The sequence below is a fragment of the Marinobacter sp. genome (assembly GCF_041687235.1).
Classification (GTDB): Bacteria; Pseudomonadota; Gammaproteobacteria; order Pseudomonadales; family Oleiphilaceae; genus Marinobacter.
Genome location: NZ_JAWLCH010000002.1, coordinates 18,035 through 33,043, shown reverse-complemented (window position 1 = coordinate 33,043; position 15,009 = coordinate 18,035). Strand labels below are relative to the sequence as shown.

Sequence of the window (15,009 nt, the reverse complement as noted above, 5' to 3'; positions counted from 1 at the left end):
CCTTGTTAAATTCAGAAACGAATACCAGCCTCAACGAAGAACTGGTTATGGTCCTCAATCCGGTTGTCAGGGCTCATCCATGGTTTCGGGTTGAGATAATGCTGAACCGTCAAGGCCAGCATATAACTGTAACTGGATTTGTCCACCCGGCGTGCCAACCGGAAATCGGCACGCTCGAACCGGGTACCCCGTACTTCATTGGTCCAGTACCCTGCCGCTGACGTCATGAAACCCATCGGGAGATCCTGAATCCAGGCGAAACTTCCGGATTCGTGGGCAGACAGGCGCCCCAGAAGGTCAACTGCCCGTTGCTTTCTGTTTTCTGACAGTGCGTTGGGATCTCCGGTATATCGACTATCCTGCTCGAGATACGCGTACGTAGCCCTGAGTCTCGTGCCTGAAAAATCCAGTGAAGCTTCCACCTCGGCGCCTTGTTGGTCCAGGGCAACGTTGTTGGCGATGAACCACTGCTCTTCGTTGATAATCCCACTGATCATGTCGCGGAAATAATCGTTAAAGTATCGAACTTCAACGGAGAGCAGAGCCTGCTCAAGGCGGAACTGGCCGAAATAACTGATCTCCCGGGAGGTAATCCATTCTTCCTCGAGTTCTTGACCGTAAGTGGACGAGGTCGGGTCCAGAATGTCTGCAACTTCAATTCTTTGACCTTCTAATGCTTCAAAGGGTGGCTGAACATTGCGAGGTGTGTAGGACCAATCGGGGTTTTGTTCAAAGGCATCTGGTGTCCTGACTGCACGGGAAAAGACAAACCGCAGGGCGTGGTTGTTGTTCAGGATGAAGTTCGCCGCGGCTCGGGGGGAGAAATAGTCTTCATTAGTGGTAGTGGTCCGCTCCCAGTTTCCGCCTGCGTTGAAAGTCAACCAACGGAACGGCGAGTACTCCGCATTGGCAAATACCCGGGATTGGTGATTGTTCCCCTTTCCGTTAAAAAAGGTTTCGGAATTGAACGAGTCCTTACGATAACCCACACCGGAAACCAGCTTGAATTGATCGCTGAAAATCACGGTGTCCTGAAATTCAATTTCCTGACGGGATTCTTCCAGGTCTTCATTCAGGTCAGCGATGAACGGGCCCTGATCCTCGGGGAAGGGAGGAAATCCGGTCGGTAAAATTGCATTGATCTCAGCCGGAGGTGCAGACACAGACCACCGCTGGCGCTGCCGCTGGTTCTGATAACTTGCCTGAATATGGTAGAAATGATTCGGCGAGGTTGCTCCATCAAACCGAACATGGAGGTAGTAGTCATCCATGATGACATCCGGATTGGTAGTCGCCCCCAGTTTGCCGGATTTTTCAAGATCTTCTTCATTTACACCATCCAGCACGCCTGCCCGGACATCAACGGAATGCTGGTGGTCAATTCTGAATACGCTGTCGAAATTGAAATTGTTGACGTCATGTCCATCATGGAAAGGGAGAAGCTTTCCGTCATCAATCTGGTTGTCAAAACCGTTGGATTTGCGCTTTTCATAGGACAGGCGCCAACTCTTGTCGGCATCTGTATCACCCACGGAAGTAAACGTGCGAAGGTGCCCACGAGAACCAACCGAGGTATAGGCTTCGACGCCTGCCGTGTCCTGTGGTGAGCGGGTAATGATATTGATGCTTCCGAGAAACGCGTTGATGCCATAAGCGGCAGAATTTGGTCCACGGCTCACTTCAATGCGTTCGATGTTTTCCAATGCCACCGGCATGCTTAGCCAGTCTACGTCCGCCAGGCTGATCCGGTAGGCGGTTCGCCCGTCGATCTGAACCTGCAGTCGGCGCTGTTCGTACTGGGAGGTGCCGTGGTAGCTTGCTACCGGGTTGGTGCTGCCCCAATGGCCAACCACCATGCCGGGAACCAGCCGCAGCGCCTCTTCCAGGTTCATGATGCCAAGGTCGCGAATCATGTCGCCGGTAATAATGGTGGTGGTCCCGGGAACCCGGAGTTTGGACTGGCGCAACCGGGTTGTCGTCAGTACTTCCGGTATTTCGCTGTTTTCGCCATCAAGGGCAAGTAATCCGGGCGTAAAATCGGGTGAGGTTGCCTGCCCGAGCGCGGTTGCCGGTAGCAGTGCGGAAAGGGCGATGCTGACGCCGAGGCAGGTTGCGAGGGGGCGGTCGTTACGCACCACTGCCGTTTTTGTCGATTGATGCATGGTTGACGTTCTATAATCTGCCGAGAAAAAAGGTAATGTCGATTTTATTATGATTGGTTCCTATCGTAAGGGACTACAGACATTTTGTCTCTCAGAAATGTAATGAATCTCGGCCCGGGAGTTACAGCTGTATGAATTGTTGGGAAATCCTTGGAATTGAGCCAACCGGTGATCGCCGGAAAATCCAGGATGCGTATGAGCAACAGCTCAAGTTCGCCTCTGAAGACGAGGCGAGAAGCCTGGAACAGGCCTTTCGGGAAGCGGTTGGCGATAACCCGGCGCCGGTTACGCGGGAAACCGGGCCAGCTCAGCCCGAGCAGAGAACTCATGAACAATTGGCAGAGCCGGAACGGCCGCTGGATGCCAATGAGGGCCAGATAGCCCGTGAAGTGGTGATTCAGATCAAGGCGCTGCTGAACGATGCCTCTCGTAGCAAGGATGCCGGCATCTGGAAAGCCATCCTGTGCGAGCCACCTGCTGATCAGCCGCTACTGCGACAGGAGATTGGCCGCCAGCTGGAACCTCAATTGCGCCCGATGGCGGAAAATGGCAGCTTTCCCCCGCCCGTTGCCCAGTTCCTTGGAGAATGGTTCGGTTGGTTCAGTGTTGAACAGGCACCGGACATGGCGGACGAGCGGAATTACCCAGAGCCCGGCATGTCGGAAGAGCAGGGCGAGCAGCCACCCCAGATGGCCAACTTCTGGCCGGCGGTGATCGGCTGGATTATCGGGCTGGTGATTCTTGCCACTTTATTTGGCGGAATGGGTGGCGGCTAGGCCGCCCCCATCAGCTCACCTGCTTCGCATTCGCCTGCTCAATCTTTTCCCGGTACTTCTGGGCGAGGATCGCCCCGACAATCACTTGTATCTGGTTGTAGCACATGATCGGGAGCACGATCATGCCAAAGCCGGGGTGCCCCGAAAACAGAACCTTGGCCATGGGCAGGCCTGACGCCAGACTCTTCTTTGACCCGCAAAACACCACGGCGGCTTCATCTTCCAGGCTGAAGCCGAATCGGCGTACCAGAAATTTGGCAAACACCATGAATAACAGCAACAAGCCCACGCAAAGCCCGATGGCGAACAGAATCGCCTGTAGCGGCAGGTTCTCCCACAAGCCGCTTTCCACCGAGTGTGAGAAGGCGGAGTAGACGATCAGCCAGATCACGCACTGGTCATAGCGCGCCATCAGGGATTCGTTTCGTCCGAGGAAGCCGCCGAGCCAGGGTCTGAGAGCGTGGCCTACGGCAAAGGGCAGCAGCAGTTGCAGGATGATGTCTTGCAATGCTTCGGCCACCGAGAAGTCGCCACCGCCAGAGGTGCTGACCAGCAACAAAAGCAGAAACGGCGTGAGCATCATGCCGAATACATTGGAGGCGGCAGCACTGCAGATGGCCGCCGGTACATTGCCTCGCGCCATCGCGGTATAGGCAATGGAAGATGAGACCGCCGAGGGCAGAACCCCCAGGTACAGGAAACCCAGCCCAAGATCCTTTGGCATCCAGGAGGGGGCAATGTCGCTGAGCGCGTTTATGGGCAGCACCGCCAGCGGGAAGAAGACGAAGGTAAGCGATGTGATCAGGATATGCAGTCGCCAGTGAGTGGCTCCGGCAATGATCTGCTCACGGGAAAGTGCCGCACCGTGGAAGAAGAAGAGCAGGGCGACGGCTACCGTTCCGGCTGTGGCCAGCGCATCCCCGGCCTTGCCGGTGGCGGGCAGGAACGTGGCCAGTACGATAGCGCCGAGTAGCAGTAGGGTGAAGGTATCGATCCTGAATTTCATGGATCAGGACTCCCGGCTCTTGAGTGCGTGAAGGCTCGGTTTTAACAGTTCCCTGGCCAGTTTTTCCGCCTTGGCCTCATCCTGCCGTCTAACGGCGGCGAGCAGCAGTTCATGGTCTTCCTGGGAAGGCTCCGGCAGGTCAGTGTCGGTTTCGGTGCGCTCGATCGTCTGGCTGACGGCATGGGAGAAGTAATCGTAAAGTTCCACCAGCGCCGAGTTATGGGAGGCCGCCACCAGGGCATGATGGAATGCCTCATCGTGGCGGATCCTGGCCTGAAGATCTTCTGAGGCTCTGGCGCGGGCATCCAGTGCGCTGGTCATCTGGCGCAGATCCTGGTCTGTGCGCCTTGAAGCCGCCAGTTTTGCCGCCTCGGTTTCCAGCATGATTCGCACCTCCAGCTGGTCCGCCAGCTGCGTGCGGGCAATTCTCCGAAGTGTTTCCCCGGCGTCGCGCGTGGCCCGCACATAGGTGCCGTCCCCCTGACGGGTTTCAAGCATTCCCACGTGCACCAGCACCCGGACCGCCTCCCGCACCGTATTGCGGCTAACCCCCAGGGAGTCAGACAGTTCGGATTCCACGGGCAGGCGATCGCCAACGGACCAGTCACCTTTTTCGATGGCGTTTCTGAGGCTCTCGATGGCAGTCTCCACCAGAGACCCCTTGCGAATACGTTCCAGCATGGTGTTTATCATCCTTCCAACCGATAACCCAATCATCCTATGAATTCAGGTGAGCTTCAAGTCTGGTTGGACCAAATTCACCTAGCCTGTGGCCTGGCCCGGGTACAGGAACTGATAATCGGCGGTATCCACACGACGGGTGGCAAACCGGTAGGTGAAGGTAAACCCCGGCCAGTTGATGGTATTGCGACCATTGGCATCCAGGTACCAGGAGGTACATCCCGAGCTCCAGACGGTGTCCTCTAGGCCCTGTTGCACCACATGGGTAAAGCGGTCCTGTCGATCCTGACGGACATCCATGGCGGAGCCCGGGTACTTCTCAAGGGCTTCCAGGCAGTCCAGAACGTACCGGAACTGGGATTCCAGCATATACAGAATGGAGTTGTGGGCCAGGTTGGTGTTCGGCCCATAGAGCATGAACAGGTTGGGGAAGCCGCTGACGGTGATGCCCTTGAACGCGGTGGCGCCGTTCTGCCATGCGTCGTTCAGGGTCTTCCCGCCCCGCCCGGTTATCCGGATGGGTGAGAGGAATTCCGAGGCCCGGAATCCGGTCCCGCAAATGATGGCATCTACCGGATGGTGGTGACCCTCCCGGGTAATGACACCGGTTTCGTCAATCTGATCGATCGGATCGGTAATAAGATTCACGTTGGGCCGGTTAATGGCCGGATACCAGTCATTGGAAATCAGAATGCGTTTACAGCCGATTTTATAGTCGGGAATGATGTGTTTCAGTTTTGCGGGATCGGTGACCTGTTTGCTCGCTTCCCGTTTCGCCTGGTTGGCGTAGATTTCCAGAAGGCCACTGAATTTGGTAAACGCCAGGGCCCGGCTCTCGTTTTTCCAGTAGATCAGGTAACGGTAGATTCGATCCCAGGCCGGAACCTTCTGGAACAGTGCCTGCTCCCAGGGTTTGAAGGGCCGATCCGGCTTGGGTAGCACCCAGGCCGCCGAGCGCTGGAACAGATCCAGCTGTTTTACCTTTGCTGCGATTTCCGGGACAAACTGGATGGCACTGGCGCCGGTACCGATGACGGCCACCCGTTTGCCGGAGAGGTCGTAGTCATGATCCCAGCGGGCCGAATGGAACATGGTGCCCTGGAAGCGATCCAGGCCGTTGAGTTTTGGCCAGGCAGGTTGATTGAGCTGCCCGGTGGCGGTAATCAGTACGTCAGTGGTCAGTTGCTCGCCGCTGGTCAGGGTAACGGTCCACTGGTTGGACTGATAGCTGAAGGCGGCATCCTGAACCTCCGAATGGAACCGGATGTGATCGCCAAGCTGGTGCTTTTCGACGCAGTGCTCCATGTAGCCCAGTATTTCCCGCTGCAATCCGAATTTTCGGGACCAGTCGTGCTTGGGCTCAAACGAATAGGAATAGAAGTGGGACTGGACATCGCAGGCAGCGCCGGGGTAGGTGTTATCGCGCCAGGTGCCTCCGACCCGGTCGGCTTTTTCCAGCAGCGTCAGGTTCGTGAAGCCCGCCAGCTTCAGTTTGATGGCCATGCCCAGACCACCGAAACCGGTACCGATAATCAGGATAGACGGGCGCTCACGCTTGCTGTGTTGGGTCATGATCAGGTGTCCGGTGTTATTATTTTGGTCTTTCGAACATCAGTATACGGATGTAACCCGCCCGGATGGATGACATTTTTCGCCACACGGGCTAGTCAGAATGACCAATCGGTGTCCGGGTCAGAAAATTATCCGAGCTTTGGGACAGCAGTTCCCGTAATGCCGGAGACTCGAACTGGCGCCGGATGCTGATTGCGTAAAACTCTTCGAATACACCGGGCAGGGCGCCATAATCTGCCAGGACCCCGTTTTTCATTTCGTCCCGCACCACGACCGGCGGCATGATGGCAAAATGCCCCGTGTCCCTGGTCAGTAGTCGCATCATGGCCATGTCGTCCACTTCCGCCGCGATGGTTGGCCGAAGCCTGTGGTATTCGCAGAGCTGATCAAAGGCCTGTCGTATGTTGTTGTCCGGCCCGGGAACAATCAGGCTTCTGCCACGAAGCACCTCGGCAAAGTCGCCCTGAACCTCCATTCCCCTGGGCCCGATGATGCTGACGGGTTGTTTTGCGATCATGCGGGAGCGCCATGGATTCTGGTCATCTCCCTGCACAGCCTGGTTGGCGAGAATCAGGTCCAGCCGATGGGCTGAAAGCCGTCGAAGCAATTCGTCAATGTGACTGCTCTGGAGACTGAGCTCCAGATCCTCCCGATTGAGCAGGGGCTGTAGAAAGCCCTCCTGGAAGTTCCGGGACAGGGTTGCAACGGCTCCAATTCGCAGGATTTCGCGATTGGGTTGAGCGCCGGATGTAAACAGCGCTGTCAGTTCCTCGCCCTGTCGGAAGATCTCCTCTGCATAGGAAAACGCCATTCTGCCGGCCTCAGACAGCTTCAGCCGGCGCCCCTCCCGGATAAAGAGATCATGGCCCAGGCTTTCCTCCAGCTTCCGGATCTGTCCTGAAAGGGCCGATTGGGAAATATGCAGCGAATCCGCGGCGCGGGTCAGGTGGCCGGTTCGGGCGACTTTCCAGAAGTAATAGAGATGGTGGTAATTGAGCTTCATGGCCATTTGTTCTCAAAAAGAGAATGAAGTGATCAGTATAAACCATTTTTTATATGTGAAGAATGTGTGCAAAGTACATGCAAACGGGAGGTTTGCAGATATGAATCCAATCGCTGAATTGTCATCGCAATTGATCCTCGCACTATGGTTGCTGCTACCGGTGGGCCTTTTTCTGTTGGCCGGGCTGAGCGGCTGGCTGAAAAGTCCCCTGAAGCTGAATCACTGCTGGCGAATCGCCGGATGGATGATGGTGGCCTCCATGGCGGCGTCGCTGATGGTGGCGGTTTTACTTCTGATCGAGTCGCGAGTCATTGGGGATGGAAACACGCTGGCGGCCCTTGGCGGCCAATTCGGGCTCTACCCGGACGGCATTGCGGTCTGGATGGCCCTGATGGTGGCCTTCATCGGTTGGGTAATTCTGCGGTTTGCGGATAACTACCTGAGTCAGGACCCAGGCAGGGACCGGTTCCTTCCCTGGTTTCTTGTAACCGTTGCCTCGGTGCTGGTTCTGGTGTTCACCAACCATCTGTTGATACTGGCGGGCGCCTGGATTGGCGTCAGCCTGGCTTTGCACCATCTGCTCACTCTCTACCAGGACCGGCCCCAGGCGCGAATGGCAGCGGTTCAGAAGTTCATTGTCAGCCGGGTCGGTGATGCCCTGGTCGTGTCAGGTGTGGTGGCGTTGTATCTCCACTACGGAACCTTCTATTTGCCGGACATGGTCCAGAATGAGCCCGCCCGTGCAGGCGGATCAACGGCCCTGACGGTTGCCTCGGTTGTTCTGGCATTGGCTGCGGTTCTCAAGTGTGCCCAGATTCCGTTCCATGGCTGGCTCATTCGGGTGATGGAAGCGCCGACTCCGGTATCCGCGCTGCTTCACGCCGGGGTTATCAACCTGGGTGGGTTCCTGTGGTTACGCCTGTTCCCGGTATTTGATGGCTTTACGGCCGGACACATGATTCTTCTGGTGATCGGAGGCATGACGGCTGTCGTTGCTGTACTGACCATGATGACCCAATACTCGGTAAAGCATGCTCTGGCCTGGTCAACCTGCGCCCAGATGGGCTTCATGCTGTTCGAAATCGGTATGGGCGCCTACACCCTGGCTCTGCTGCATCTGCTGGCTCACTCTCTGTACAAGGCGCACTCTTTCCTGGCCTCCGGTCGTACCGTCGCTGTGTCCGCTGCCAGCGGTTTTCCGGAGTCGCGGCTTGCGAGCCGTGTGTTCTGGGCAGGCTCTGCCGGGCTGGTGGCAGCTGCGATCCTGTTCCTGGCGCCGTGGATCGTCGAGGGTAATCCGGTCTTTGGAGCGCTGCTGGTGCTGGCGGTGTCTGCTGCTGCCATGGGTATTCCGGCCGGCGCCACCGCGATCATGAAACTTCGGCTTGCAGGCCTGGCTGTGCTGCTGGTCCCGGTGTACTCGCTGTTGCACTTCCTGGTAGGCCCGGCCGTGCCGGCGCATGAAGGCTTTTCCATTCCCACGATGGCCTGGGCGGCTGGCTCCGCGATGGTTGCCCTGCTGGCAGCCTGTTCTCTCCTGATCGTGTTCGGAGCCCATTTCCCGGTTACCCGGGCGCTCTGTGCACACTTCCGTCAGGGGCTTTACCTGGAGTTGCCATTTGACCGGCTGACACGCTTCCTGGCGGCAGAAGCCCTGAAAGTACCGACTATGTTTCGCAGGATTCCCCATCATCCGTTCAGACTGGAGGAGAGATCATGACCAACGTGTGTGTGTCTGTGCCGGAACTTCAGGTGATGAACGACGGCTGGCGAAAGCCCTTCCGGCAGGCCTGTGATCTGATGGCTCCGGTCTGGCCCCTGGACCAGTGGATAGCGGTGAATCCCTTCTGGGGCCTGCGCCACCTTCCGGCCTCAAGGGCCGATCAGGTTCTCGGTGAACGTGGCGGATTCAGCATGCTGATGCCGGCCGAATACTACCGCGAAGCCTGGGACGGCGGCCGGATCCGGAAAGAGGATCTCATGGCCAGCATCGCAGAGCGTGGCGATGGGCGGGATATGGCCTGGTACCTTGACTGGCTTGGTCGGAAACCATCAGGATCCGCACCCCTGCGGGGCTCCATTCTCGATACCTTCCCGGCGGCAGCGGGGAGCCATAATGCCAGCGGTTTGACGGAGACAGTCTGTGACCAGGTGTCCCATGTTTGCGGGGCCTTCTTTGATCAGCGTCAGGGCCGTTGGTCTGCCTCCGGTCACGACGCCGGGGGAGGCCTGTTTGGTTTCTGGCTGTCGTTGGTTCGAAAGGACCTGGCCCTGGATTTTACCACTGGGCTCAAGGGCCTCAGAGCCTATTTCGAAACCGTGCCGGACAACATGGACGATGCCATCCTGGCGGCCATCAAGTCGATCAGGGTGTCTGGTGAAGAGCTGGAAGCGCTCTGTCACAGCTTGTTGCTCAGAGTGAACGGCTGGGCCTCCTGGTGCCGGGGAGAGGATTGGCGTGCCGGCCTCGAGGGCCGGTCTTCCGACCGGTGTGCGGAGATTCTGGCCATTATGCTGGTCTGGGAATCCGCGGGCATCTCCTTCGCCTCGACTGCTCAGAAGGCCGAGTGGCAGCGGCAGCGGGCCCGAGCCCGTCGCAATGGTGATCATGAGGATCGCAGCAGGCTGTGGGTCTGGCAGCGGGCCCTGGAGATCGGTTACCAGCGTACCCTGTGGCGGGCACTGGAATCTGCTCCAACCACAGCGCCGGCCTTAAATCCGGAAACGGACACACCAAAAGTTCAGGCGGTGTTCTGCATTGATGTTCGCTCCGAGGTGATGCGTCGTCACCTTGAGGAGGTTTATCCGGAGGTGCAGACGCTCGGTTTTGCCGGTTTCTTCGGAATGCCGATTGATCACCAGCGGCACGGACCTTTTGCTCCGGCCCGCCGCTTGCCGGGCCTGCTGCCGGCGTCGTACCGCTTGATTGATACCAAAGGCAGCCTGCGAGAGGACCTGGCGGAGAACCGGTCGCTGGATCAGCGGGAGATTGCCCGTGAATCGGTGAGGAAAGCGAAGTACACCAGCCTGTCTACCTTCACACTGGTGGAGACAACGGGGCTGGCATGGGCCTGGAAGCTGGTGAAGGATTCGCTGAAGAAAGGTCACAAAGCCAGCAGGGACGATCGTGTTGAGGGCCGGCTGGTTCACAGCCATGGCGGCGACCCGCTTTCCGATGCGGAAAAGGTCAGCTTGGTTGCAAACATGCTCCGTGGCATGTCGTTAACCCATGGGTTTGCCCCATTGCTCGTGCTGGTGGGCCATGGCAGCCACACGGATAACAACCCGAACCAGGCTGGTCTGGATTGTGGTGCCTGCGGCGGACAGAGTGGCGGCGTGAATGCGCGCCTGGCGGCACGGCTGGTGAATGATCCTCAGGTTCGCTCTGGATTGGTAGCCGAGGGCATCAGGATTCCTGACTTTACCTGGGCCGTTGCAGCAGAGCACTGTACCGCAACGGATAAAGTGTCCATCGCCAATCGCCATCTGATCCCCGATTCCCACGTGCAGCAGCTGGCTGACCTGGAAGCCGGGTTTGAGGAGGCTGGCATTCGCGTGCGCAAGGAGCGGGCAACGCCGTTGAAGTTGAACGGTCTGGACGATGATGACCTGAAAAAGGCCATGGAAACCCGAACCCGGGACTGGTCCGAGGTACGGCCGGAATGGGGCCTGGCCAACAACGCCGCCATCATCTTTGCCAAACGGAACAAGACCCGGGGCTGTCATCTGTCGGGCCGCGTGTTTCTTCACGATTACGACCCGGCCCTGGATGACGACGGCAGTCTTCTCGAGGCCTTGCTGGCCGCTCCGATGATTGTCGCCAACTGGATCAACCTCCAGTACTTTGCATCGGTGACTGTTCCGGAGGTGTATGGCTCCGGCAACAAGCTGCTTCATTCGGTGGTTGGCGGTAACGTCGGTGTTGTGGAGGGCAACGGTACGCGCCTGAGAATCGGTCTGCCGCTTCAGTCAGTTCACGACGGCACCTACTGGCGCCACGAACCACTGCGTTTGACGGTACTCATCGATGCGCCGGGGGAGCGGATTGAATCTGTCCTCCATCGGCAGCCGGATGTTGCGGCGCTGGTGGAAAACCAGTGGGTCAGTCTGCACCGGATGTCCGGTGGGGGTGTGGAACGTTATGACAGTGGGGCGTGGGTAGCCGTGTCCTGAGGGCAGGGCGGCCAAACCAGGCCGCCCTTGTTTCTTCCTTATTCCTGCTCAGCGTTCAGCAGTTCAGGCTTCTTGAGAGCCTTCTGGAACAGATCCTTGTCTTCGGCGATGGCCATGGCACAGCGTTCGGCCAGGTCGTCACCGAGCCCCTCGACTTTGCGGCCCAGGAATACCTGAATTTCTTCTGCCAGCTCGAGCACCTTGTCACGGGCGTCGGCTTCGGCTTTCGAAGTGAACAGCATCGTCTCAGGATTTTTCAGTGCCATATCCAGGCCGTCCCTATCAGAAAAGTAGACTGCTTGTACTGCCATGGTTATTCCTCGCAGTGAGCGTTGGTTGTACTGTATAAAAATACAGTCTATCTGACAGAGTGCGGTGAACACAATGAAAAACGGGCTTCAACAGAGGATGTTGAAGCCCGTTTTTCATTCAAGGTTGCCAGAAATCGGAAAGGCAGCAATCAGTACCTGAGCAGTGCTGAGCCCCAGGTGAAGCCGCCGCCAAAGGCCTCCAGCAGTAGCACTTCGTTGCGTTTGATTCGTCCGTCGCGTACGGCGACATCGAGAGCCAGGGGAATGGACGCGGCAGACGTGTTGCCGTGCTCATTGACCGTTACAACAACCTGGTCCATGGACATGTTCAGTTTCTTTGCCGTGGCGGAAATGATGCGAAGATTCGCCTGGTGCGGAACCAGCCAGTCAATGTCAGACTTCTGCATCTGATTGGCTTCAAGAGTTTCATCGACAATCTTGCCGAGCGTGTTCACCGCTACCTTGAACACTTCGTTGCCTTTCATTTCTACAAATGCACGCCCGGCCTTGACCTGGTCATAGCCATCGGCAATGCCGCAAGGAACGTGAAGCAGATCGGCGTACTGACCATCAGCGTGAATATGGGTAGAAAGGATGCCGGTTTCTTCATCGGCTTCCAGGATCACCGCACCGGCCCCATCGCCGAACAGGACACAGGTCCCCCGGTCTTCCCAGTTGATGATGCGGGAAAACACCTCGGCACCGACAACCAGGGCTTTCTTGCTGCTGCCTGTCTTGATGAACTTTTCAGCGGTTGCGAGAGCGTACACAAATCCGCTGCAGACGGCCTGAATATCGAAGGCAGGGCAGCCATGGATGCCAAGGCGCGCCTGAAGAAGGCAGGCCGAGCTGGGAAAGATCTTGTCCGGGGTAGAGGTGGCAAACACGATCAGATCAATGTCTTCCGCGTTGATGCCGGCCGCGTCGATGGCGTTTTTTGCGGCCTGCTCGGCAAGATCCACCGTCGTCTGGCCTTCGATAGCAATGTGACGTCTTTCGATTCCCGTGCGCTCGCGAATCCATTGGTCGGTGGTGTCGACCATTTTCTCAAGGTCTTTGTTGGTAACAATATTGTCAGGCAGGTAAGAACCGGTGCCGGTAATTCGTGCAAAGGTCATTCGCAAGTGTCCCGAGGCGTAACTGGATAACGTACCTCCATGCTATACCCATGCAACATCGTGCGTAATTAGCGATTTGTCAAAGACGCCCAGAAACTGGCACGCTCGTCTATGCTGAAGGTGATCGGCCTTGATCAACACTTTGCAATGAAGAGGAGAGCAACACGATGGGCATTTCCAGCCATGAGCTTCACCTAGAATTCCCCCAGTACAAAGACCTTATTCAAGAACTCAGGAACAATGATCTGAGGTTCAATGAAAAGCTCCAGGAGTACACGGAGCTTGATTACGAAATTGAAGGGCTGGAAAAGAGAGACTCTCCCGTTGGCGACGACAAACTCCACCGCATGAAGCAGAAGCGTGCGCAACTCAAGGACGACCTTTACCAGATGCTGATTTCAAACGCCAAAGCATCATGAAACTGCAATAGAAATGACACCGTAATTTCACCGGAAAATGCTGGAAGCCCCTGTTTATAGGGGTTTCCAAGTATTCAGAAAACTCCTCGTCAAGCCTAGAATAGGATCCTAATTAAACAAGGTCCCGGTTTCTAAGACCGACACTTTCAGGTTGACTAAGGAGTTTTGAAATGAAAAGAGCAGCTTCGCTTTACAAAGGCTGGCGGATGAAGCGCAACTTTATCCACCTGGTAATGACCATGGATCGTCGGTTGCTGAACGACGTGGGATTTTCCCCGGAAATGGTTGAACAGAAACTAAGCACACCGTTCTGGAAATTCTGATCGGCGTCAGCGATCGGCAGTGGCTCCGGTAACCACCTGAACTGGTGAGAGATTCACCAGATCTGGTGGTTACATACTGTCACAAGAATGAAATATGCCATTGTTCTTAAAGCGTTTTTATCTCGAAATAATCTAAGAAAATTGATCTGAATCTGTATTCTCCCTGAACGGATCGGCCTATAGTTGGTCACACGCTTGATTGTGAACCGTTCGCCATTTACGGAGAGCTTGATGATGATCCAGGAATTCCTTCAAAGCACCTTGCCCTTAGATTCCTCTGTAAGACTCAAACGTTCAGACATCGAACCCGACCAGGAAATCGTCAACGCCCACAGTGAAGCTTTCGAGATAGTCTCCGATGCCGGTGAGACCGTTGGCTATGTGAAAGCCTGGGAAGACAACCCCAGTTTCCGCGGTTACGTGCACTTTGATTCCGATGGCAACGTGGTTGACTGGAAGGTGTTCAAAGATCGGCTGCAGAGCTGACGTTCACACCAGCCAACCGAAAAAGAAATCGAACAGCGTGCTGAAAAAGCCTCCGCCAGTACTCTGCGGTCTCTTGGCCGCTGTCTGATTTTCCGGGACCGGGGCTTCGAGCTGCTCGGGCTTTGAGGCCTCGGGTTCCGGTTCAACGGGTTGTTCTGCCTCTTGGTTACCCGCACCCGTTGGTTCGGTAGGTAGCTGGGCCAGAACAGGGTCTGGCTTTGCAGGCTCTTCCTGCGGTGCCTTATCGACCACTTTGGTGTCGGATTCCGGGGTTGGTGTAGCCGGCTCGGAAATCTCGGGCTCCTTTGTTTCCGCGACCGTCACCGTTTCTTTAATGGCGATATCTTCGGATGGTTTTGAAGTTTCCTGCGTAACTGTCTGAGATTCCTGCTTTTCAACTTTTGAAACAGCGGTTGTCTCGATGGGTTCCGGTGGTTGTTGGACCGGTTCCGGCGCTACCTCTGGCCGGGGCTCCGGTTCCGCTTCTGCCTCTGCAACGGCCGGGGAGGCCGGTGTGGGATCCGGGTAGGACAAACCCAGCACGGCGGCGGATTTTTCGGGGCTGGATACGGAATTGGCGGTGATGGTTGTCGCTGATTCCGAATTTACGCCGAGCGCCTTGAGCGTTTCCGTGTCGAGATTGCCATTGGCCTGAAGCCCGTTTGCATTTTGATAGGTGCGAATAGCGGCCCGGAGCTCATCATCAAACCAGCCATCGGCACGCCCGATATCGTGGCCGGCGCCATAGAGCGCGTTTTCGGCGGCAAAGATGGTTTTCTCGGGTTCGGCGGCGTGGGCTGTGCCCAGGCAAGTGGCCGCTGCCAGCAAAACAATGGCGCGGCCACGGAAACCTGAATTACTGGTCTGTTGAGAACGGGTCATGGCGGGATCCCTCCGGGGCGGTCCGTTTCCGGTTACATTATGTAACTTGAAGCCCCAAAGTATCAGTAAATCCAAGACCCGCCCATGACGTGGTTAA

14 protein-coding genes are annotated in these 15,009 nt (G+C 56.7%); 6 read left to right on the top strand and 8 right to left on the bottom strand.

Annotated elements, in window-relative coordinates:
* Window positions 1-11: 11 nt before the first annotated feature.
* Entirely contained in the window at window positions 12-2,162 is a 2,151-nt protein-coding gene (locus ACESMK_RS03935) for a TonB-dependent receptor plug domain-containing protein (RefSeq protein WP_372995487.1), read from the bottom strand.
* 131 nt (window positions 2,163-2,293) lie between these two features.
* Between ACESMK_RS03935 and ACESMK_RS03930 the strand changes: the two genes are divergently transcribed.
* The gene (locus ACESMK_RS03930; RefSeq protein WP_372995485.1) at window positions 2,294-2,938 is read left to right on the top strand and encodes a J domain-containing protein; all 645 of its coding nucleotides are present in this window, start codon (window positions 2,294-2,296) and stop codon (window positions 2,936-2,938) included.
* A 10-nt stretch (window positions 2,939-2,948) separates the two neighbouring features.
* On the opposite strand, the gene ACESMK_RS03925 is transcribed toward ACESMK_RS03930, so the two are convergent.
* From ACESMK_RS03925 to ACESMK_RS03910, 4 genes are all read right to left on the bottom strand, one after another.
* The gene (locus ACESMK_RS03925) at window positions 2,949-3,944 is read right to left on the bottom strand and encodes a bile acid:sodium symporter family protein (protein WP_372995483.1); all 996 of its coding nucleotides are present in this window, start codon (window positions 3,942-3,944) and stop codon (window positions 2,949-2,951) included.
* 3 nt (window positions 3,945-3,947) lie between these two features.
* Complete coding sequence (locus tag ACESMK_RS03920; RefSeq protein WP_372995481.1) at window positions 3,948-4,625, bottom strand: FadR/GntR family transcriptional regulator; 678 nt, start codon at window positions 4,623-4,625, stop codon at window positions 3,948-3,950.
* A gap of 81 nt (window positions 4,626-4,706) precedes the next feature.
* Window positions 4,707-6,197: a flavin-containing monooxygenase gene (locus ACESMK_RS03915; protein WP_372995479.1), complete on the bottom strand. Its 1,491-nt coding sequence runs from the start codon at window positions 6,195-6,197 to the stop codon at window positions 4,707-4,709.
* 91 nt (window positions 6,198-6,288) lie between these two features.
* The gene (locus ACESMK_RS03910) at window positions 6,289-7,200 is read right to left on the bottom strand and encodes a LysR family transcriptional regulator (RefSeq protein WP_372996049.1); all 912 of its coding nucleotides are present in this window, start codon (window positions 7,198-7,200) and stop codon (window positions 6,289-6,291) included.
* A 100-nt stretch (window positions 7,201-7,300) separates the two neighbouring features.
* Here ACESMK_RS03910 and ACESMK_RS03905 point away from each other — a divergent pair, with 100 nt between their 5' ends.
* Window positions 7,301-8,920, top strand: coding sequence for an NADH-quinone oxidoreductase subunit L (locus ACESMK_RS03905; RefSeq protein WP_372995477.1), 1,620 nt, complete (start codon window positions 7,301-7,303; stop codon window positions 8,918-8,920).
* Complete coding sequence (locus ACESMK_RS03900) at window positions 8,917-11,373, top strand: YbcC family protein (protein ID WP_372995475.1); 2,457 nt, start codon at window positions 8,917-8,919, stop codon at window positions 11,371-11,373. The genes ACESMK_RS03905 and ACESMK_RS03900 overlap by 4 nt, the downstream gene beginning before the upstream one ends.
* Window positions 11,374-11,411: 38 nt before the next feature.
* Here ACESMK_RS03900 and ACESMK_RS03895 read toward each other — a convergent pair whose 3' ends face one another.
* Both ACESMK_RS03895 and ACESMK_RS03890 read right to left on the bottom strand, forming a co-directional pair.
* A complete protein-coding gene (locus ACESMK_RS03895) occupies window positions 11,412-11,684 on the bottom strand; it encodes a YebG family protein (protein WP_008171158.1) in 273 nt (90 codons plus the stop codon).
* Between the two features lie 149 nt (window positions 11,685-11,833).
* Window positions 11,834-12,802, bottom strand: a complete 969-nt coding sequence (locus tag ACESMK_RS03890) for a beta-ketoacyl-ACP synthase III (protein WP_372995473.1) — start codon at window positions 12,800-12,802, stop codon at window positions 11,834-11,836.
* A gap of 167 nt (window positions 12,803-12,969) precedes the next feature.
* Here ACESMK_RS03890 and ACESMK_RS03885 point away from each other — a divergent pair, with 167 nt between their 5' ends.
* From ACESMK_RS03885 to ACESMK_RS03875, 3 genes are all read left to right on the top strand, one after another.
* Entirely contained in the window at window positions 12,970-13,221 is a 252-nt protein-coding gene (locus ACESMK_RS03885; RefSeq protein ID WP_372995471.1) for a YdcH family protein, read from the top strand.
* 170 nt (window positions 13,222-13,391) lie between these two features.
* Window positions 13,392-13,544, top strand: coding sequence for a hypothetical protein (locus ACESMK_RS03880; RefSeq protein ID WP_372995469.1), 153 nt, complete (start codon window positions 13,392-13,394; stop codon window positions 13,542-13,544).
* 231 nt (window positions 13,545-13,775) lie between these two features.
* Window positions 13,776-14,030: a hypothetical protein gene (locus ACESMK_RS03875; RefSeq protein WP_372995467.1), complete on the top strand. Its 255-nt coding sequence runs from the start codon at window positions 13,776-13,778 to the stop codon at window positions 14,028-14,030.
* Window positions 14,031-14,033: 3 nt separating this feature from the next.
* Here the strand turns inward: ACESMK_RS03875 and ACESMK_RS03870 are convergent, their stop codons facing one another.
* Complete coding sequence (locus ACESMK_RS03870; RefSeq protein ID WP_372995465.1) at window positions 14,034-14,912, bottom strand: peptidoglycan-binding domain-containing protein; 879 nt, start codon at window positions 14,910-14,912, stop codon at window positions 14,034-14,036.
* Window positions 14,913-15,009 lie beyond the last annotated feature (97 nt).